Genomic DNA, 19,491 nt, shown 5'->3' with positions numbered 1-19,491 from the left:
GCCGGGGCGGGACGGGGCGCTCAGAAGGCGTCAGAAGGCGTACGAGTCACCCGTGTCCAGGGCCAGCACCGCGAGTTCGTTGTTGGCCCCGTTCCGGTCGGACGCCCCGCCGTTCCACCACGTGTCGATCCGCACCGTCACCTCGCCGGGGTGTTCCCGCAGCTCCATCGCCAGCCCGATGTGCCGGCCCCGCCCGTGCTCCGGCAGCGGTCCCGTCTCGCACACCAGCTCGCGCGAGCCGATCCGCGCGCAGCCCTCCGAGAGCTCCTGCCGTTCCGCGAGATCCGCCGACAGCCGCACCCGCACCGTGGCGTTGGGCAGCGCGGACGGCCCTACGTTCGCCGGGACCAGCCACAGGCGCAGCAGACCCGGCGTCAGCCGCACCCGCCCGTGATACGACACATCGGCCTCGGGCCCGGCCCACGCACCGGCACCTTCGGCCCGGGCCCCGACCCCGACCAGTGCCCCGGTGCCGGTGCCATCGGCCGCCCGCGCCTGCGCACCGCCCTCCACAGCGGTCAGGCCCGTCACACCGAGCACCAGCGAACCCGCCACCACCACACTCCGTACGGCACCACGGCGCACCGCCACCACCTCCACGCGCGGAGGCTAGTGCGCGCGACCGCCCTCCAGTAGGACCATCACACGAACGAGGGCGCGCCCTCCGCCATCCGCCGCCCGCCCGACCGCCCCTCCGAGCCCGCCTCGACCGGCCGAGGGCCGATGCCGTCCCGCCCTGCCGTCCCGACCGGCCACCTCGTCGAGCCCGCCTCGACCGGCCGAGGGCCGACCGGCCGTCCCGCCGATGCCGTCCCGCCTTGCCTCCCGACCGGCCACCTATCCAGCCTCGCCGGCGTTTGAGGCGCGGGGTCTGGGGCGGAGCCCCTGGGGGCACCTCCGTGGGGGTCCCCCCGGACGGAGTCTGGGGGAGGTAGCTGGGGGAGGAACCCGGCTCCGCCGGGCACCGGGCTCTGCCCGGACCCTCCCCCAGACTCCGTCCGGGGGGACCCCCACTCAAACGCCGGCGAGGCTGGATGCGCGCCCGACGGGCCGACCGGCCGAGGGGGCCCGCATAGGCTTCCGGCCATGCTGATCGCCCGCTCCGCCGCGCTCTTCGCCCTCGCCGCCCTCCTGGAGATCGGCGGCGCCTGGCTCGTCTGGCAGGGCGTCCGCGACTACAAGGGCTGGGCCTGGATCGGCGCCGGAGTCATCGCCCTCGGCCTCTACGGCTTCGTCGCCACCCTCCAGCCCCAGGGCGACTTCGCCCGCGTCCTGGCCGCCTACGGCGGAGTCTTCGTCGCCGGATCCCTCGCCTGGGGCGTCGTCGCCGACGGCTACCGCCCCGACCGCTGGGACATCGTCGGCGCCCTCGTCTGCCTCGCCGGCATGGCCGTGATCATGTACACCCCGCGCGGCCGCTAAGCGGCCCCCTGGCCCACCGGCCCCCGCCTATGCTGGCGAGTATTCGCCTATTCGCCCGTACGAACGACCGAGTGCACGAGGAGCCCCGTACATGAGCACGGCCACCCGAACCGCCGTAGTCACCGGCGCGAGCAGCGGGATCGGTGCGGCCACCGCCCGGCAGCTCGCCGCAGCCGGCTACCACGTCGTCCTCACCGCCCGCCGCAAGGACCGCATCGAGGCCCTCGCCGCCGAGCTGACCGACGCCGGCCGCGAGGCCACCGCGTACGCACTCGACGTCACCGACCGCGCCGCCGTGGACGCCTTCGCCGCCTCCCTGGAGCGCTTCCCCTCGGTCGACGTCCTCGTCAACAACGCCGGCGGCGCCATCGGAGCCGAGCCCGTCGCCACCGGCGACCCCGCCGACTGGCGCACGATGTACGAGGTCAACGTCATCGGCACGCTCAACGTCACCCAGGCGCTGCTCCCGGCGCTCACCGCCTCCGGCGACGGCACGGTGGTCATCCTCTCCTCCACCGCCGGCCACTCCACCTACGAGGGCGGCGCAGGCTACGTCGCCGCCAAGAACGGCGCCCGCGTCCTCGCCGAGACCCTCCGCCTGGAGATCGTCGGCCAGCCGGTCCGCGTCATCGAGATCGCCCCGGGCATGGTCAAGACCGAGGAATTCGCCAAGACCCGCTTCCGCGGCGACGCCGCGAAGGCCGAGCAGGTCTACGCCGGCGTCGCCGAACCCCTCACGGCCGACGACGTGGCCGACACCATCACCTGGGCCGTGACCCGCCCCAGCCACGTCAACATCGACCTCCTGGTGGTCCGCCCCCGCGCCCAGGCCTCGAACACGAAGGTCCACCGCGAGCTCTAGCGGCCAGGAGACCTACGGGACCAGCCCCGCGCTCTTCAGGTGCGGCATGAGGGCCGCCGGCTTCAGCCCGGCGGCCTTCGCCGCCTCCAGCGCCCGCCGCAGATCCGCCCCCAGGGTCGGCGTGAAGTGCAGCAGCACGATGTCCCCGGACTCCAGCCGCGGCGTCGGCGGCGTCCCGCCCCACGTCGTGAAATCGTGCGTCCAGGTCACCAGCGCCTTCACCCCGCACGCCTTCGCCGCGAGCCGCACCTCGTCGTTGACCACCCCGTACGGCGGGCGCAGCAGCCTCGGCTCGCGCCCGAACGTCGCCGCCAGCCGCTCCCCGGCCCCGCACACCTCCGCGTCCTTCCCGGCCGCGTCCAACGTGGTCAGGTCCGGGTGGTTCACGGTGTGGTTTCCGACGGTGACCCTCCCCCGCTCCGCCAGCCCGGTGAAGTACCCGGTGTCGTACGAGGTCGCCCCCGGCAGCAGGAACAGCGCGGCGGGCACCCGCTCCTCCAGGAGGATCCGGGCGGCCTCCGGATCGTGGTTCCAGCCGTCGTCGATGGTGATGAAGACGACCTTCTCCTGTGTCGGCACATGCGAGACGACGGGCGGCAGCCCCGCCCCCGGCCCCGGCCCCGCCTGAGCGGACCCGACGGCCCCGAGGGCGAGCGACAACGACGCGAGCGCGGCGACAAGCGCGCGAGATCTCCACATGCCGCCCCATCCTGGTCTAGACCAACTCCCGCCGTCAATCACCTACTTCGGCGTTCCCAGCGCCGAAAGCACCGTCGGCTTCAGGCAGTTGCACCCCACCACATCGGCCGGCCCCTCCGCCGGCACCTCGAACGTCGCCGTCACGCTCAGCCGCACCGTGGAGTCCACCCACCACTTGTCCGTCCCGCCCAGCAGCGCGGCCGCGTCCCCGTGCTCGCCGTTCCCGTAACGGAAGGCCGCCTTCTTCCCCGCCCACCGGTCGGTCCGCACGAACGTGCAGGTGACCAGGGACTTCCCGTCCGCCAGCCGCAGCACCGGCAGCTCACCGCCGGTCGGCTCGAAGGCGTACCGCTTCGTCACGAGCTTCAGGTCCTCGTCGGCGACGTTGTACGCCCCGACCATCCCGCCCGTCAGCGGGCCCGGCAGGAAGTGCTCGCTCTCCGGCTCGCCCTCCGGCGCGGTGAAGCTCATGTACTCCGCGTACCGGCCGCACACCTCCCGGTCCGCCCCGGCGGCCGGCGACAGCACCGCGGCCCCCGCCGCGTCCCGGTTCACCGCCGCGATCTCCTTCTTCCGCAGTTCGAAGTACGTGGTGCCCCAGGAGGTCTCGTTCTTGGCGCGGACGAGCGGCGGCCGGTCGTTCACCCACGACACCGCGGCCGCCTTCCAGTCGCCGCCGGGCGCCTCCTGCGTGAAGTAGTGCAGGGCGCCCTCCCGCACCGCGTTCCCCTCAGTGCCGGCAACCCTGCTCAGCGCCACGAAGGAGCGCGGATACCCCTGCTGGTCGCGTTCCGCGGGTACGAAGAACTCGGCCCGGCCGAAAGCGGAGTTTCGGGCGCCGACACCCCGCGCCTTGGCCACCTCAATGGCCGCCAGGCTCTCCGCCAGCAGCGGCCCCGTCTCCACGGAGGCGAGGCCGGCCCCGTCCCGCCGGTCGAGCGAGGACTTCCGCTCCGCCACCCACCGGTTGTAGACGTCCTCCGCCTGCCCCTTGCCGATCACCATCGGCACCACCGGCGCGGCCGCAGCCGACACCGCCGCCTTCGCGTCCGTCCCCGCCGACGCGCACCCACCCAGCCCGAGGGCACAGCCCACGACCACCCCGACCACGCCCGCCCGCACACGCCGCCGACCAGCCCAGAACCCACTCACGGAACATCCCCCCACAGACCCCACCCACCAGAATCCCGCCGATGAAATCACGCCACGGCCCACCCCCACCGCCCGGGTCGAGCTGCCCCCGCCCCCGGCCTGCCCGTATGGGTGAATGCACGCGAAATGTCAGCGGGCGCGGATACGCTCCGACGGCATGAGCCGCATCTCAGAGGCCGCCGACCGCCTCTCCAGGGAACTCCCCGGGTACCGAGTAGAGATCCTCCAGGGGCGGCTCACCGCGACGCCGCACGCCGACGGAACACACGCACTCATCCTGACCGAGCTGATCACCACGTTCCACGAGGCCGGGGCGCGACAGGCAGGTCTCAAGTACCTTCAGGCGATCGGCCTCTGGCTGCCCTCCGGCCCCGACGACTTCGCCATCCCGGACCTCTCTCTCGTAGCCGCCGACTTCCGCCACAACCTCGTCGAGAGCAACTGCTACGCCCCCCACGCCTTCCGCATGGTCGCGGAAGTCACCGGGCCCCACTGGTCCGACGACCTGGGGACCAAGACCGACTGCTACGCCCAGGCCGGCATCCCGGTCTACCTCGTGGCCGACCGGCGCCACGACGAGGCCGTTCTCCACACCGACCCCCGCGGCGGGGAGTACCGCTCCCGCAAGACCTTCAAGCGCGGCACCTCGGTCCCGCTCCCCGAGTCCCTCGGCATCACCCTCGAACTCCCGGTGGACCGCCTCCTCGACGGCGACGAGGCCTGAGCCACCACACGGAGGAGCCCGGGCCGATACCGGCCCGGGCTCCTCCACTCCCCCGACAACCGCACCTGGGCGTCAGCCCTTGATGCAGATGACCTGCTTGAGCTTGGCCACGACCTTGACGAGATCCGTCTGCTGGTCGATGACCTGCTCGATCGACTTGTACGCGCCGGGGATCTCGTCCACGACGCCCGAGTCCTTACGGCACTCCACGCCCTTGGTCTGCTCCGCCAGGTCGCGCGCCGAGAACTTCTTCTTCGCGGCCGTCCGGCTCATCTTCCGGCCCGCGCCGTGCGAGGCCGAGTTGAAGGACTTCTCGTTGCCGAGGCCCTTCACGATGTACGAGCCCGTGCCCATCGAACCCGGGATGATCCCGTAGTCACCGCTGCCCGCGCGGATCGCGCCCTTCCGCGTGACCAGCAGGTCCATGCCGTCGTACCGCTCCTCCGCCACGTAGTTGTGGTGGCAGCTGATCTCCCGCTCGAAGGAGACCTTCGCCTTCCGGAACTCCTTCCGGATGACCTCCTTGTACAGGCTCATCATCGCCGCGCGGTTGTACTTCGCGTACTCCTGCGCCCAGAAGAGGTCGCTGCGGTACGCCTCCATCTCGGGCGTCGCCGCGAGGAACACCGCGAGGTCCCGGTCGACCAGGTTCTGGTTGTGGGCCAGGCCCCTCGCCACGCCGATGTGGTGCGCGGCGAGCTCGTTGCCGATGTTCCGGGACCCCGAGTGCAGCATCAGCCAGACCGAACCTGACTCATCGAGACAGAATTCGATGAAGTGATTGCCGCCTCCGAGCGTTCCAATCTGCTTTATGGCGCGGTCCTGACGGAATTTGACCGCATCGGCGAGGTAGTCGAAGCGCTTCCAGAGGTCCTCGTACCCCTCCACCGAGAAGCCGTAGAGGCGTGACGGATCCACCGGCTCCCGGTGCAGGCCCATGCCCACCGGGATCGCGCGCTCGATCTTCGAGCGCAGGCCCGACAGGTCCCCCGGCAGGTCATTCGCCGTCAGGGAGGTCTTCACCGCCGACATTCCGCAGCCGATGTCCACGCCCACCGCCGCCGGGCAGACCGCGTCCTTCATCGCGATCACCGAGCCGACCGTGGCGCCCTTGCCGTAATGGACGTCCGGCATGACGGCCAGGCCCTTGATCCACGGGAGGGTCGCGACGTTATGGAGCTGCTGCATCGCACCGGCCTCGACCGACGCCGGGTCGGTCCACATCCGGATCGGGACCTTCGCCCCGGCCACCTCTACATACGACATAACAGCCCCAATACCCCGTTAACCACAGAAAAGTCTTATTACGCAAAAGCCTCGCTCTTGGTCCCAAAACAGACAGCGGACCGGCGCCAGCACCAGCGTGTGCGATAGACATTGTGTCCAGCCGCACCCCAACCGCGGCAACGCATTTTCCTGACCGGCGGGGCAGCCGGCCGGTCGAAGGGAGCCAGTGGACGTGCAGCGCAAGGCAGGCCAGGCGGGTACAGCGGTACGCAGAGTCCTGCCCGGCATCGCGATGCTCACCGCGCTCGCGGCCGGCACCGCCGGCCTCACCGGGTGCACCGGCGACAGCGGCGGCGGGACCGTCAGCGACTCGAAGCCCGGCGGCAGCCCCGCCCCCGCGCCCGCCGGGAAGTACCGCAGCCTGCCCTCCCCTTGCAAGGCCCTCGACAGCAAGCGCCTCAAGGCGATGCTGCCGACCCAGGACTCCCTCACCGACGAACAGCGCGACGCGCTCTACGCCGGCACCGCCGACACCTCGTACGACGGCGACAGGCACGTCGGTTGCCGCTGGACCGCGGGGACGACCGCCGAAACCCGGCTGCTGTACGTCGGATTCGAGCGCGTGGTCTCGTACGACCGCGCCGCCGCGAGCGACGACGACAAGGCGCGGCAGGTGTACGTCCGTCAGCTGACGGACGCGAAGCTGCCCTTCCCGGGCCCCACCGCCAGCCCGAGCGCGAGCGCGAGTTCCGCCACACCCGCCACACCCGCCACACCCGCGCCCAGTACGAGCGCGAGCGCGGCCGCCGGCGGGAGCCCGAGTCCCTCCGGCTCCCCCAGCGCCCCGCCCGAGCTCGGTTCCCGCGTCCTGGAGGGGCTCGGCAACGAGGGCTTCCTCGACGACAAGCTGAGCGCGGCCGGCGCCACCGCCGCCCAGGCGCGCAGCGTGCGGATTGTGTTCCGTACCTCGAACGTCATCGTCACCATCGAGTACAGCGTGCAGCCCTCGCTGCCCGGCGTGGTCCCGCCCAGCACCGAAACGCAGGACAAGGTACGGCAGTTGGCGCAGGCCCTGGCCGAGCGTTTCAGCGACTGAACGGATCCGGCCCGAGGGGCGCGCGGCGTCCGCGTGACGGCGCGCACAGCAGGCGGGCGCCGGGTCGGGCTACCGTTGTTCGGGTCCCGCGCCCGCAACACGCCTATATGCCCATATGTCCATATGCCCGATGAAGACCCACAACGTCTGAAGGAACCATGCACCGATCAGCCTCGCGCCTCACTCGCGTTCTCGCCTGCGCAGCCGTCCCGGTGATCCTCACCGTCGCCGGATGCTCCTCCGATTCGGGCAAGGGCTCGGGTTCGGGCTCGAACAGTGACAAGAAGTCCGGTTCGTCCTCGTCCTCCGCCAAGCCGAGCGCGAAGGCGTCGGCCGCCCTGGAGAAGGTGGCGTACGCCACGCTCCCGGAGCCCTGCAAGGCCCTCTCGGGGAAGAGCATCGACTCGCTCGTCCCGGAGGCGAAGGACAAGAGCGGTACGGCCACCAAGTCGAACGACCTGTCCAGCCGCGCCAGCTGCTCCTGGAACGGCCTCGACGTGGACGGCCTGAAGGGCTCGAAGTACCGCTGGCTCTCGGTCTCGCTGGTCCGCTACGAGTCCCACGCGTCGCTCGGCAGCGGCAACAAGCGCGCCGAGGACCAGTACAAGAAGCAGGTCGAGACGGCGAAGGCGGCCGAGGGCGCCACGGACGTCAAGGTGGAGCCGACGGGCGTGGGCGACGAGGGCACGTCGGTCGTGTACGGCGTGAAGAAGGACGTCCAGTTCTTCAACACCACGATCGTGGCCCGCACCCAGAACGTGGTGGTCACGGTCGACTACAACGGCGCTTCCTACGAGGGCGCCGACGCCCCGGACCAGGCGAAGCTGATGGAGGGCGCCATCGCGGCGGCCAAGGAGACCGTCACGTCGGTCGAGGCGGCGAACAAGAGCGAGGCCACGCCGGAGGCCACGCAGGAATCCCCGCAGGCGTCCGCGCAGCCGGAGCAGTCGCCCTCTCAGCAGTAGGCCTCTCAGCAGTAGGCCGTACTCTGTGCCTGCCGTAGCTCATTAAGGGGAGGGGATCGCGGGTGGCCGCGATGCAGCTGACTCGTACGCACCGGATACTCATCGGCGTTGTCGTCGCCGGGGCCGTGGTCATCGCGGGGATCGGTTTCGCGGGCTCGTATTCCGCGGTGCGCGCGCTGGCACTGCAGAAAGGGTTCGGCAGCTTCTCGCTGGTGTTCCCGATCGGCATCGACGCGGGCATCTGCGTCCTGCTGGCCCTGGATCTGCTGCTGACCTGGATCCGCATCCCGTTCCCGCTGCTGCGCCAGACGGCGTGGCTGCTGACGATCGCGACGATCGCGTTCAACGGCGCGGCGGCCTGGCCGGATCCGCTGGGCGTGGGGATGCACGCCGTGATCCCGATCCTCTTCGTGGTCACGGTCGAGGCGGCCCGGCACGCGGTGGGCCGGATCGCGGACATCACCGCGGACCGGCACATGGAGGGCGTCCGCATCACCCGCTGGCTGCTGTCGCCGGTGCCCACCTTCAAGCTGTGGCGCCGGATGAAGCTGTGGGAGCTGCGCTCCTACGAGCAGGCGGTCGGCATGGAGCAGGACCGGCTGATCTACCAGGCCCGACTGCAGGCGCGGTACGGGCGGGCCTGGCGCCGCAAGGCTCCCGTCGAGGCGCTGATGCCGCTGCGGCTGGCCCGGATCGGCGTGCCGCTGTCCCAGACGGCGCCCGAGGGGCTGGCGGCGGCCGGCATCGACCCGGCGCTGCTGCCTCCGGCGAACGCGGCGAACCCGAACCCCGGGACGGCCGTGAACGCCGCCGTGAACGCCTCGAACGCGGTGGCCGCGGTGGACGCGCTGAACGCGCCGCTCGCCGCCCCGGCCCTGACGGCGGGCCCGGCGGACCCGGCCGCGCAGCAGGCGCCCGTCCCCGCGCCGGACGCGGACGCCCTGTTCCACGCCGGGATCCCGGCCGACGGGGTTGCCGCTCAGGGCCCTGCCGGGGCCCCCGTCCCCGCCCACCACGCGCCGCCGCCGTTCGCGGTGGATCCGACCGCCATGCCGGCGGCCCACAACAGCGCGTGGTTCGCCGCCCCGCTCGCGCCGCAGGCCTCGTACGAGGGGCGTTACAACCCCCAGTACGTCGAGGGCCTGGAGCCGACCCCGGTCATGCCCCCGACCGGCCCGGACGAGGACCTTCCGCAGCAGGAGCTCCCCCTCCCGGCAGCAAGAGGGGAAGACGCCACGGACACCGTGGACGCGAACTTCGACGAGATCAAGTTCGCCGAGGCCGCGTACGAGGTCTTCCGCGCGTACCTCGACGAGCACTCCGACTTCCCGACCCCCGAGCAGGTGGACATACACCTCTCGGACCGCCACGGGATCGTGCACCCGCGCAGCTCCTCGATGATCCGCAAGCTCATGCCGGGTCTGAAGCAGCGCTACCAGCGTGATCTGGAGAACGAACACATCGCCTGAGCCGAGCCGAGCCGAGCCGAGCCGAGCCGAGCCGAACGAAAAAGTGCCCGCACCCCCCTCGGGGTGCGGGCACTTCCTCATGCCATGCCCGGTATCAGGCGCCCAGCAGCTTGCGCACCCGGTCCGTCCCCACCGCCAGCAGCAGCGTGGGCAGCCGCGGCCCCGTCTCCCGGGTCACGAGCAGCCGGTACAGCAGCGCGAAGAACGACCGCTGCGCGACCTTGAGCTCCGGCGTCGGCTTGGCGTCGGGCTCCAGCCCGGCCATCACCTTCGGCACGCCGTAGACGAGCGTGGTCAGCCCGTCGAGTGACCAGTGCGAATCCAGCCCCTCCAGGAGCAGCCGCAGCGACTCGCGCGCCTCGTCGTCCAGGGACGACAGCAGCTCGGTGTCGGGCTCCTCGCGGACCAGCGTGCGCTGGTCGGCCGGCACCTGGGTGGTGATCCAGTTCTCGGCGCGGTCCAGCCGCGGCCGTACCTCGTCGAGGGAGGTCAGCGGCTGCGACGGGTCCAGGTCGGTCAGGATCCGCAGGGTCTGCTCGTCGTGGCCGCCGGTGATGTCGACGACGGAGGCGAGCGTGCGGTACGGCAGCGGCCGCGGGGTGCGCGGCAGCTCGTGCGAGGCGACGCGGACGGCGCGGGAGTGCGCGGCGACGTCGGCCGGCAGGGCGGAGCCGTCGGCGACCTTGGCCTCCAGCTTGTCCCACTCGTCGTAGAGCCGCTGGATCTCCTGGTCGAAGGCGATCTTGAAGGACTGGTTCGGGCGGCGGCGCGCGTACAGCCAGCGCAGCAGCTGCGGCTCCATGATCTTCAGCGCGTCGGCCGGGGTCGGGACCCCGCCCTTGCTGGACGACATCTTCGCCATGCCGCTGATGCCGACGAACGCGTACATCGGGCCGATCGGCTGCTCGCCGCCGAAGATGTGCACGATCTGCCCGCCGACCTGGAAGGACGACCCGGGCGAGGAGTGGTCCACACCGGACGGCTCGAAGATCACGCCTTCGAAGGCCCAGCGCATCGGCCAGTCCACCTTCCAGACGAGCTTGCCGCGGTTGAACTCGCTGAGCTTGACCGTCTCGGTGTACTCGTCCTCGGTGCAGACGTAGGTCAGCTCCGTGGTCTCGTCGTCGTACGCCGTGACCTTGGTGAAGTCCTTGCCGCACGCGCCGCAGTACGGCTTGTACGGGAAGTACCCGCCCTCGGCGCTGCTGCCGTCGTCCTCGGCGGCCGCGCCGGAGCCCTCGGCGGCCTCCAGCTCGGCCTCGTCGAGCGGCTTCTGCTGCGTCTTCTGCTGGGGCTTCTTGCCGCCCGGCTTGGCCTTCGTCCGGTACTGGTCGAGCACGGCGTCGATGTCGCCGCGGTGCTTCATCGCGAACAGCACCTGCTCGCGGTACGCGCCGGAGGTGTACTGCTCGGTCTGGCTGATCGGGTCGTACTCGACGCCCAACTCGTCCAGTGCCTCCACCATGGCGGCCTTGAAGTGCTCGGCCCAGTTCGGGTACGCCGATCCGGCCGGGGCCGGGACGGAGGTCAGCGGGCGGCCGATGTGCTGGGCCCACGACTCGTCGACGCCGGGGACGCCGGCCGGGACCTTGCGGTAGCGGTCGTAGTCGTCCCACGAGATCAGGTGCCGGACCTCGAAGCCGCGGCGGCGGATCTCGTCCGCGACCAGGTGCGGGGTCATGACCTCACGGAGGTTGCCCAGGTGGATCGGGCCGGAGGGGGAGAGTCCGGACGCGACGACGACAACCGGAGCGGTAGCGACTGATGTCTCCGCGCCGGGTGCTCGGCGCTCCGCCTCGGCGATGACCTCGTCCGCGAAACGGGAGACCCAGTCGGTCTCGGTGCTGCTCTGAGCCACGACACGTCCTTCTATCTCGAATGCTGGCTTCCGCCATTCTCCCAGACGTCGGCGCCCGCTCCGGGGTTGTGCTCGGGGGCTGTTTTCTCCCGCGAAATGGACGGCCCGCCCGTGGGCCCTCACGTGGGATACTCGGCACTTGTCGGAACAACCAAGTGCACCCACCGGCACGACCTCACAGGAACGGCAGCTCATGGCCTCGGTCCCTTCCCTCGCTTCTTCCGTCCATCAGCGCGTCGCGGACGCCCTCGCCTCGGCCCTGCCGGAGGCCGGTGGCGCCGACCCGCTGCTGCGACGAAGCGACCGGGCCGACTTCCAGGCCAACGGCATCCTGGCGCTCGCGAAGAAGGCGAAGGCCAATCCGCGCGAGCTCGCGGCGACCGTGGTCGGGGGCATCGCGCTCAGTGACCTGATCCAGGAGATCGAGGTCTCGGGCCCCGGCTTCCTCAACATCACGATCACCGACAAGGCGATCATCGAGACCCTCGCGGCGCGCGCCGCCGATGACCGCCTCGGCGTGCCGCTGTCGCCGACGGCCGGCACCACGGTGATCGACTACGCGCAGCCGAACGTGGCCAAGGAGATGCACGTCGGCCACCTGCGGTCCGCCGTGATCGGCGCGGCGATGGTCGAGATCCTGGAGTTCACGGGCGAGAAGGTGATCCGCCGCCACCACATCGGCGACTGGGGCACCCAGTTCGGCATGCTCATCCAGTACCTGCTGGAGCACCCGCACGAGCTGGACCACAAGGCCGCCGCCGATGACATCGAGGTCTCCGGCGAGGAGGCCATGTCCAACCTCAACCGCCTCTACAAGGCCTCGCGCGCGCTCTTCGACTCCAACGAGGAGTTCAAGACGCGGGCGCGGGCGCGGGTGGTGGACCTCCAGGCCGGCGAGCCGGAGACGCTTGCCCTGTGGCAGCGGTTCGTGGACGAGTCGAAGATCTACTTCTACTCCGTCTTCAACAAGCTGGACATGGACATCCAGGACGCGGACGTGGTCGGCGAGTCCGGCTACAACGACATGCTGGCGGAGACGTGCAAGCTGCTGGAGGACTCGGGCGTCGCCGTCCGCTCCAACGGCGCGCTGTGCGTGTTCTTCGACGAGTACAAGGGCCAGGACGGCAACCCGACCCCGCTGATCGTCCAGAAGTCGGACGGCGGCTTCGGCTACGCCGCGACCGATCTGTCCGCGATCCGCGACCGCGTCGCCAACCTGAAGGCGGACACCCTCATCTACGTGGTGGACGCGCGCCAGTCGCTCCACTTCAAGATGGTCTTCGAGACCGCGCGTCGGGCGGGCTGGCTGAACGACGAGGTCAAGGCCGTCCAGCTGGCCTTCGGCACGGTCCTCGGCAAGGACGGCAAGCCGTTCAAGACCCGTGAGGGCGAGACGGTACGGCTGGTGGACCTGCTCGACGAGGCCGTCGAGCGGGCGACCGCCGTCGTACGCGAGAAGGCGGCGAAGGTCGGCCTGTCCGAGGAGGAGATCGTCGAGAACGGCCAGTACGTGGGCATCGGCGCGGTGAAGTACGCCGACCTGTCCACCTCGGCCGCGCGCGACTACAAGTTCGACCTGGACCAGATGGTCTCGCTGAACGGCGACACGTCCGTCTACCTCCAGTACGCCTACGCGCGCATCCGCTCCATCCTGCGCAAGGCGGGCGACCGCGAGCCGGCCGCGCACCCGGAGCTGGAGCTGGCCCCGGCCGAGCGCGCGCTGGGCCTGCACCTGGACGGTTTCGGCGAGCTGCTCTCCGAGGCGGCGGCCGAGCACGCCCCGCACAAGCTGGCGGCGTACCTCTACCAGCTGTCGTCGCTCTTCACGACGTTCTACGACCAGTGCCCGGTCATCAAGCCGGAGCCGGAGCAGGTCGTCGCGGAGAACCGCCTCTTCCTGTGCGACCTGACGGCCCGCACCCTCACCAAGGGCATGTCCCTCCTGGGCATCCGCACCCCCGAGCGCCTCTGATCCGTACGGCGTGAAGCCCCGCTCCCCGCGCAGGCGGTGGGGCGGGGCTTTGCCGTGGGTTGCCGTGGGCCGTCAGTCGAGGATGCGCCGCGCCGGCTGGGCAGTGAGGCGGGCGATCGTCTCGAAGTCCGCGTCCTGGTGGAGGACGGTCAGCCGGTGGTGCTGCGCGATGACGGCGACGAGGAGATCGACCGGGCTCGCGCATTGGTGCGCTCCCGCGTCGGCCAGCCTTCGCTGAAGAGCGGCTGTGTCCTCCCACACGGAGTCACGCGCCGTCCAGTAGGGGAACGTCTCGCGGAGCAGGCCCTCCGCCTCGTAGTAGGCGGGGCGACCGCCGACCGCCCGCAGGAACTCCTGGCGGACCGGTTCGCACAGACCCACCAGGCCGGAGGCGACCAGCTGGTCCCATTCCGATCCGGCCTGGCCGCGATAGAAGCGCACGAGCGCGCTCGTGTCGATCAGGAAGCTCTCGCTCACGCGGCGGACTGCCTCTTCCCGCTCTTCCCGTCGCCCGGTTCGGCCACCCCTTCGGAAGCGTCGTAGCCGATCGCACCGAAATCGATGTCACCCTCGGCGACCATCTGCCGCATGCGTTCCACGGCTTCGGCCCGCCGCCTGCGGTCGGCGATCTCCCGCAGCGCCGCGTTGACCGTGTCCTTCTTAGTGGTGGTACCGAGGTGCCGGGCCGCCTCGGCGAGCGCTTCGTCATCGAGGTCGATCACGGTTCTGGACATGGCCGCCTCCAGCAGGCGCACACAGGCGCGTACGCGTATATACGATTCGCCAATAGGATATCCCACCGCCCCCCGCGCTGTGTGACGAGGGCCACAGGGAACGTTCTTCCGGTGCGGCTCCTCCTTGGGGTGTCGGGTTGTTCACCACCGAGGGGGCCGTACATGCCGTTCACGCCGCGCATGCCGTTCATGCCGCACATGAGGACCGCGACGCGACGCCGTACCGGGCAGGCGCTGGGGGCGCTGCTCGTCGCCGACGGGCTGGCGCATCTGTACTGGGCCACCGGGGCGACCTGGCCCGCCGCCGACGAGCGGGCGCTGTCGTCGGCCGTGCTCGGCACGCAGGTGTCCTTCGCGCCGCCGGTGGTGCTGCCGCTGGCCGCCGTCGCCCTGGCGGGGGCCGCGGCCGTGCTCGGGCACGCGTACGGGCGCGGCGGGCGCGTGACCCGGGCGGTCACCGCGGCCGTCGCGGCCGGGCTGGCGGTACGGGGCCTCGCGGGCCTGGGGTGGGCGGCCGGGCTGATCGACAGCCCGCCCGGCCCGTTCTACGTACTGAACCTCGCCCTGTACACGCCCGTCTGCCTCGGCTTCGGCTGGGCGGCGGCCCGCCTGGCACGCGCCCGGTGACCCCCGCCGACCGCGAGCGCGGGATCGCCCTGGCCCGGGCGGCCCGCGCCGGGAACACCCTCGCGATGCACGACCTGCTGGACCACCTCGCCCCGTACATCGCCCGCATCTGCACGCCGATCGCCCTCGCCGACGGCCCGGACGCCACGCAGGAGGCGCTGGTCGCCGTGTTCAAGGCGCTCCGGTCCCTGCGCGAGCCGCAGACCCTGTACGGGTGGGTGCGGGCCATCGCGGTCCGCGAGGCGGTACGGGTCGCCCGGCGCGCGGCGCGCGCCGTCCCGGCCGAGCTGGCCGACGTACCCGAGCGCGGCGATCCGCAGTTGGCCGCCGACATCGACGACGTGCTGGCCCGGCTCTCCCCCGGCCACCGGGCCGTCCTGGTCCTGCGGGACGTGGAGGGGCTGGACGAGGAATCCGCCGCGGCCCTGCTCGGCGTCCCGGCCGGCACCGCCAAGTCCCGGCTGCACCGGGCCCGTTCGAGCTTCCGGAAGGCGTGGTTCTCATGACGTACCCGATCGATGCGGTCGACGCGGTCGGCGCGGTCGGCCGGCTGCGGATCATGGCGGCGGGCGTGCGGGGCGCGCGGGTGGTGGAACGGGTCCTCCCGGCGCCCGTCGAGGAGGTCTGGGCGCTCATGTCCGACCTGGAGGGCGAGTTCGGGCGCTTCCAGCCGGACATGCGGCGGGTCCGCGTCCTGCGGATGACCGGCGACCGCGTGGAGGCGCTGGCCCGCAGCAAGTACGGGCTGCGGGCCCACTTCCGCGGCGTCCTGCGCCCCGGCTGGTGCTGGCTGCAGAGCCGGTTCCTGATCATCGGCATGGCGGCCGCCCCGGAACCGGGCGGCGGCACCCGCGTGGCCCTGACGGGCGGCGTCCGCGTCCCGGGCCGCGCGGCGATCGTCCCCCTCGGCACGGCGGCCGAACTCGCGGACGCACTGAACCGCCTGGAGGCCCGCCTGGGGCTCGGGGAGACCGCTTAGCAGCGGGCCAGTGTGCCGCTCTGCCGGGTGATGTGGGTACTGGACATCCAGCCTTCGGTGTTCGTGCCGTCGATACGGGCGTAGATCCACTTGTTGCCATGGGCGTTGGTGATGTAGCAGTGGTAAAAGACCTTCACGCCGGTCTTGACCACGGTCACGTAACTGCACTCCGCGTACGGCCCGGTGTAGAAGTGGGAGTTGTCGACGAGGTAGCCGAAGCCGTTGCTGCGGTTCTCGTGAGCCCAGCCGGTGCACGCCGTCGACACCGGGGTGGGCTCCTTCACCGTGGAACTGGGCTTCACCGTGGAACTGGGCTTGGTCTCCGGAGAGGCGGACGGGCTCGCCGCCGGCTTGCCACCGCCGTTGCCGGGCGTCGTCGTGGGAACCGTCACCTTGTTCTTGCCCGAGGGAGACGGCTGCGAGGACGCGCCCGGAGAACCGGCGGACGACGTGGCGCTGCCCGCCGGGGAGCCGGCGCCGGCCGGCGTCGCCTGCGCACCGTCCGCGGTCTTGCCGCCCTCTTGGGACGTCAGGGCGTAGGTGATTCCGGCGCCTGCGGCGAGGAGCGCGACGGCGACCGCTGATGCGATGAGGGTGCGGCTGCTGCGCCGTGCGCGGCGGGCTGCGGAGCGGCTCGTTTCGGGACCGGGGACTCCGGCGGGGCCCGCGACCGGTGCGGCGCCGGGCTGAGGGTAACCGGCATACGGGGGCTGAGGCTGCGGGGTGGGCTGGGGGAACAGCGGGGGGCCGAACCCGGGGGGCGGTGCGACGGCGGCCGCGGCCCCGGGACCCACCGTGGGAGTGGGAGCGGCGGTGGGAGCGGGGGCGGGAGCCGCGGCGGCGGGTGCGGCGGGCGACGCCGGGCGGTTCGCGGCGACGCGTTCCAGCATGGCGCGCGCCTGGTCCGCGGTGGGCCGGTCCTCCGGTTCCTTCGCCATCAGCGCCTGGAGCACCGGCGTGAGTGGTCCCGCCCTGCGGGGCTCCGGCAGTGGATCGGTGACGATGGCCGACAACGTGGACCACGCGGAAGTGCGACGGAACGGCGAAATGCCCTCCACAGCCGCGTACAGCGTCATGCCGAGCGACCAGATGTCCGACGCGGGCCCGGGCTCCCTGCCCTGCGCGCGCTCCGGTGGCAGGTAGTCGAGAGAGCCGACGATGGCACCGCTGCGGGTCAGCTTGGCCATGGCCTCGTCGCCGGAGTCTTCCATGGTGGCGATGCCGAAATCGGTGAGAACGACCCTCCCACCGTGCTCCAGCAGCACGTTCGCCGGCTTGACGTCCCGATGCAGTACGCCGGCCCGGTGCGCGGCGTCGAGCGCGTCCATCAGCTTGGCGCCGATCGCCGCCGCCTCGTGCGGCTCCAGAGTGCCGCGCTCCATCAGCAGGCCGTCGAGCGAGGTCCCCTCGACGAGTTCCATGACGATGACCGGCAGGCCCTGCTCCTCGGTCACGTCGTGCACGGTGACCACGCCGCTGTGCCGTATTCGGGCGGCGGCCTGCGCCTCCCGCTGCATCCGGGTCCGCAGATCGGCCAGTTCGCCTGCGGCGGCGTCGGTGAAGGCTCGCAGGACCTTGACGGCGACCTCTCGGTTCAGCAGTTCGTCCACCGCCCGGGCGACCACTCCCATGCCGCCACGCCCGATGACGGAAGTCACCCGGTAACGCCCCCCGAGGACCTTGCCTATCAGCTCTCCGCCATTCGCTTCCCCCGTCGTCATCGCACGCTCCGTTCCATTGCTGCTGTTCGCCCTTCATCAACCGGCGACAAGCGTAGAGGCAGGAGTGTGGGGGGAGTTCGGCGGCCGGACTCCAACGCCGGCCCGGCGGTCGGGTCCTGTCAGGGCATCTGGGTGAATTCGCACCAGACGATCTTTCCGGGCGACCGCGGCCCGACCCCCCACCGGTCCGCGACCGCCGTGACCAGCAGCAGCCCCCGCCCCCGCTCGGCCGCGACATCGCGGTCCGCGACCCGGGGCCTGCCGTCGCCGCTGTCGTGCACCTCCACCCGTACGACGTCCTCGAACCGCAGCAGCCGCAGCCGGTAGCCCCGGCCGGGCGGTACGCCGTGCAGCACGGCGTTGGTCGCCAGCTCGCTCACGCAGAGCAACACGTCGTCCCGGCGCGATGTGACACCCCACGCGTCAAGTGTCACCCCGGTGAACTCCCTGGCAGCAGGCACCGTTTGACGACTGCGCGGATAGAACCGGTCCCGCATCAAGGCGGGTTGAGTATTCACGTTCACGAGACGATCGTCGCGGTCCGTGACTAGCGTGAGCAGTACGGCAACCCGTACCGGACTTCCAGTACGGGTTGGTACGGGTATTTCGCGGACGCAGGTGGGGAGTTCACGTTCATGCCACCAAGGAAAAGGGCTCGGCCCAACGCGACGGCGATGAGGATGGTCGGCGAGCAGGTCGCCGTCGCCCGGATCGCCAGAGGACTGACACAAAAGGAACTCGGGAGGCGGGTCGGGCTCCAGGAGGAGAGCATCGCCTCGATCGAACAGGGCAGGCGCCCCCTGATGCCCGACGTGGCGGCGCTGATGGACCAGGAGCTGGGCCTGCCCGGCGTGCTCACGGTCGCCGCGCACAAGATGCCCCAGATGGACGTGATACCGCCGTGGGCGGAGCCGCTGATGAACCTGGAGAAGAAGGCCCAGGCCCTGTCCTCGTACCAGAACCAGGTGATCCCGGGCCTGCTCCAGACCGAGGCCTACGCGGAGGCGGTCTTCCGCAGCCGCCTCCCGCTCTACACCGAGAGCGAGATCGCCGACCAGACCGCCGCCCGCCTCGACCGTCAGCCGGTGCTGCGCCGCGAGAAGCCGATCCTGGCCAGCTTCGTGATCTGGGAGCCCGTCCTCAGCTGCCCGATCGGCGGCCGGGAAGTCCTCCGGGACCAGCTCCGTCACCTGCTCGACTGTTCACGCCTGCCGGGCGTGATGATCCAGGTCCTGCCCCTGAACGAAGCCACCCACCCCGCTCTCGATGGCCCGTTCGTGCTCCTGGAAACCCCGGACCACCAGCACATCGCGTACCTCGAAACTCAGCGCGGCAGCCTTGTGGTCTCCGACCTCGACGAGGTCAGCATCCTCGCTCAGAAGTATGCGATGCTGCGAACGCAGGCCCTCAACCCCGATGACACCAGGGGCCTGTTGAAACGGCTGCTAGGAGATCCATGAGCACCGAACTCACGTGGTTCAAGTCCAGCTACAGCGGCAGCGAAGGCGGCAACTGCCTGGAGGTCGCCATCGGCTGGCGGAAGTCCACGTACAGCGGCAGCGAAGGCGGCGACTGCGTCGAGATGGCCCCCTGCCCGTCGGCCGACCAGGTGCACGTGCGGGACTCGAAAGTCCCGCACGGTCCCACCCTCACCCTTTCCCCTTCGGCGTGGACGAACCTGGCTCACTGGGTCAGCGGGTAGGAGTGCCTGCCCGTCACCTCGTCGATCTCGCCGTGCGCCTTCTGCAACATCTGTGACGCGAGATCCATGAGCGCCCGTGCGCCCGCGATCTCCTCGCCGACCCGCAGTTGCTCCGGGTCGGAGGGGTGACGCATGGCGTATCCGCGCGCCCGCAGCTCGGAGCCGTCACCGAGTCTGACCAGGGCAGCCGCGCTCGTGCGGTGGCCCTCCTCGGTAAATTCCAGCTCCACATGCCACCCGACCAGCGTGGACATGAGGGATCACCTCCAGAGGTCGACCTCT

General features: G+C 71.1%; 22 protein-coding genes. 12 read left to right on the top strand and 10 right to left on the bottom strand.

The genetic code is table 11. The annotated features are described in order from the left end of the window. Positions 1-30: 30 nt before the first annotated feature. Positions 31-600, bottom strand: a complete 570-nt coding sequence (locus tag MTF65_RS18165; RefSeq protein ID WP_243629786.1) for a hypothetical protein — start codon at positions 598-600, stop codon at positions 31-33. 486 nt (positions 601-1,086) lie between these two features. Between MTF65_RS18165 and MTF65_RS18160 the strand changes: the two genes are divergently transcribed. Then, positions 1,087-1,422, top strand: a complete 336-nt coding sequence (locus tag MTF65_RS18160; RefSeq protein ID WP_243629785.1) for a YnfA family protein — start codon at positions 1,087-1,089, stop codon at positions 1,420-1,422. Positions 1,423-1,513: 91 nt separating this feature from the next. Further along, entirely contained in the window at positions 1,514-2,284 is a 771-nt protein-coding gene (locus tag MTF65_RS18155; protein ID WP_243629784.1) for an SDR family oxidoreductase, read from the top strand. 12 nt (positions 2,285-2,296) lie between these two features. Here MTF65_RS18155 and MTF65_RS18150 read toward each other — a convergent pair whose 3' ends face one another. Together MTF65_RS18150 and MTF65_RS18145 are read right to left on the bottom strand one after the other, a co-directional pair. Then, complete coding sequence (locus MTF65_RS18150; protein ID WP_243629783.1) at positions 2,297-2,983, bottom strand: polysaccharide deacetylase family protein; 687 nt, start codon at positions 2,981-2,983, stop codon at positions 2,297-2,299. Positions 2,984-3,025: 42 nt separating this feature from the next. Continuing rightward, positions 3,026-4,135 carry a hypothetical protein gene (locus MTF65_RS18145; RefSeq protein WP_243629782.1) on the bottom strand — a complete coding sequence of 370 codons (1,110 nt, stop codon included), beginning with the start codon at positions 4,133-4,135 and terminating at the stop codon, positions 3,026-3,028. Positions 4,136-4,292: 157 nt separating this feature from the next. Between MTF65_RS18145 and MTF65_RS18140 the strand changes: the two genes are divergently transcribed. Then, positions 4,293-4,859: a Uma2 family endonuclease gene (locus MTF65_RS18140; RefSeq protein ID WP_243629781.1), complete on the top strand. Its 567-nt coding sequence runs from the start codon at positions 4,293-4,295 to the stop codon at positions 4,857-4,859. Between the two features lie 72 nt (positions 4,860-4,931). Here MTF65_RS18140 and MTF65_RS18135 read toward each other — a convergent pair whose 3' ends face one another. Beyond that, entirely contained in the window at positions 4,932-6,125 is a 1,194-nt protein-coding gene (locus tag MTF65_RS18135; RefSeq protein WP_243629780.1) for an RtcB family protein, read from the bottom strand. Positions 6,126-6,318: 193 nt separating this feature from the next. Here MTF65_RS18135 and MTF65_RS18130 point away from each other — a divergent pair, with 193 nt between their 5' ends. The 3 genes from MTF65_RS18130 (at position 6,319) to MTF65_RS18120 (ending at position 9,616) form a co-directional block, all read left to right on the top strand. Then, complete coding sequence (locus tag MTF65_RS18130) at positions 6,319-7,182, top strand: DUF3558 domain-containing protein (protein WP_243629779.1); 864 nt, start codon at positions 6,319-6,321, stop codon at positions 7,180-7,182. A gap of 158 nt (positions 7,183-7,340) precedes the next feature. Further along, the gene (locus tag MTF65_RS18125; RefSeq protein ID WP_243629778.1) at positions 7,341-8,147 is read left to right on the top strand and encodes a DUF3558 domain-containing protein; all 807 of its coding nucleotides are present in this window, start codon (positions 7,341-7,343) and stop codon (positions 8,145-8,147) included. 62 nt (positions 8,148-8,209) lie between these two features. Next, complete coding sequence (locus tag MTF65_RS18120; RefSeq protein WP_243629777.1) at positions 8,210-9,616, top strand: DUF2637 domain-containing protein; 1,407 nt, start codon at positions 8,210-8,212, stop codon at positions 9,614-9,616. Positions 9,617-9,710: 94 nt separating this feature from the next. On the opposite strand, the gene lysS is transcribed toward MTF65_RS18120, so the two are convergent. Continuing rightward, positions 9,711-11,474, bottom strand: coding sequence for a lysine--tRNA ligase (gene lysS, locus MTF65_RS18115; RefSeq protein WP_243629776.1), 1,764 nt, complete (start codon positions 11,472-11,474; stop codon positions 9,711-9,713). Positions 11,475-11,667: 193 nt separating this feature from the next. Between lysS and argS the strand changes: the two genes are divergently transcribed. Next, positions 11,668-13,446 carry an arginine--tRNA ligase gene (argS, locus tag MTF65_RS18110; RefSeq protein ID WP_243629775.1) on the top strand — a complete coding sequence of 593 codons (1,779 nt, stop codon included), beginning with the start codon at positions 11,668-11,670 and terminating at the stop codon, positions 13,444-13,446. 72 nt (positions 13,447-13,518) lie between these two features. On the opposite strand, the gene MTF65_RS18105 is transcribed toward argS, so the two are convergent. Both MTF65_RS18105 and MTF65_RS18100 read right to left on the bottom strand, forming a co-directional pair. After that, positions 13,519-13,923: a PIN domain nuclease gene (locus MTF65_RS18105; protein WP_243629774.1), complete on the bottom strand. Its 405-nt coding sequence runs from the start codon at positions 13,921-13,923 to the stop codon at positions 13,519-13,521. Then, entirely contained in the window at positions 13,920-14,180 is a 261-nt protein-coding gene (locus tag MTF65_RS18100) for a type II toxin-antitoxin system VapB family antitoxin (RefSeq protein ID WP_243629773.1), read from the bottom strand. Before MTF65_RS18100 ends, MTF65_RS18105 begins: the two co-directional genes overlap by 4 nt. Positions 14,181-14,342: 162 nt before the next feature. Here MTF65_RS18100 and MTF65_RS18095 point away from each other — a divergent pair, with 162 nt between their 5' ends. From MTF65_RS18095 to MTF65_RS18085, 3 genes are read left to right on the top strand one after another with little or no spacing between them, the layout of a single operon-like run. Further along, complete coding sequence (locus MTF65_RS18095; RefSeq protein WP_243629772.1) at positions 14,343-14,807, top strand: DUF3995 domain-containing protein; 465 nt, start codon at positions 14,343-14,345, stop codon at positions 14,805-14,807. Beyond that, positions 14,804-15,313, top strand: coding sequence for an RNA polymerase sigma factor (locus MTF65_RS18090; RefSeq protein ID WP_243629771.1), 510 nt, complete (start codon positions 14,804-14,806; stop codon positions 15,311-15,313). The genes MTF65_RS18095 and MTF65_RS18090 overlap by 4 nt, the downstream gene beginning before the upstream one ends. Continuing rightward, positions 15,310-15,786: an SRPBCC family protein gene (locus tag MTF65_RS18085; protein WP_243629770.1), complete on the top strand. Its 477-nt coding sequence runs from the start codon at positions 15,310-15,312 to the stop codon at positions 15,784-15,786. Before MTF65_RS18090 ends, MTF65_RS18085 begins: the two co-directional genes overlap by 4 nt. On the opposite strand, the gene MTF65_RS18080 is transcribed toward MTF65_RS18085, so the two are convergent. After that, positions 15,783-17,507, bottom strand: a complete 1,725-nt coding sequence (locus MTF65_RS18080) for a serine/threonine-protein kinase (protein ID WP_243629769.1) — start codon at positions 17,505-17,507, stop codon at positions 15,783-15,785. The genes MTF65_RS18085 and MTF65_RS18080 overlap by 4 nt on opposite strands. A 119-nt stretch (positions 17,508-17,626) precedes the next feature. After that, complete coding sequence (locus tag MTF65_RS18075) at positions 17,627-18,004, bottom strand: ATP-binding protein (RefSeq protein WP_243630023.1); 378 nt, start codon at positions 18,002-18,004, stop codon at positions 17,627-17,629. Between the two features lie 177 nt (positions 18,005-18,181). Between MTF65_RS18075 and MTF65_RS18070 the strand changes: the two genes are divergently transcribed. Both MTF65_RS18070 and MTF65_RS18065 read left to right on the top strand, forming a co-directional pair. Continuing rightward, complete coding sequence (locus tag MTF65_RS18070) at positions 18,182-18,967, top strand: helix-turn-helix transcriptional regulator (RefSeq protein WP_243629768.1); 786 nt, start codon at positions 18,182-18,184, stop codon at positions 18,965-18,967. After that, positions 18,964-19,209, top strand: coding sequence for a DUF397 domain-containing protein (locus MTF65_RS18065; RefSeq protein ID WP_243629767.1), 246 nt, complete (start codon positions 18,964-18,966; stop codon positions 19,207-19,209). Before MTF65_RS18070 ends, MTF65_RS18065 begins: the two co-directional genes overlap by 4 nt. Here MTF65_RS18065 and MTF65_RS18060 read toward each other — a convergent pair. Then, entirely contained in the window at positions 19,191-19,463 is a 273-nt protein-coding gene (locus MTF65_RS18060) for a DUF1876 domain-containing protein (protein ID WP_243629766.1), read from the bottom strand. The genes MTF65_RS18065 and MTF65_RS18060 overlap by 19 nt on opposite strands. Positions 19,464-19,491 lie beyond the last annotated feature (28 nt).

The sequence above is a fragment of the Streptomyces sp. APSN-46.1 genome (genome assembly GCF_022815725.1).
In the GTDB taxonomy this organism is placed as follows: Bacteria; Actinomycetota; Actinomycetes; order Streptomycetales; family Streptomycetaceae; genus Streptomyces.
This window is presented reverse-complemented; position numbering and strand designations above follow the sequence as displayed.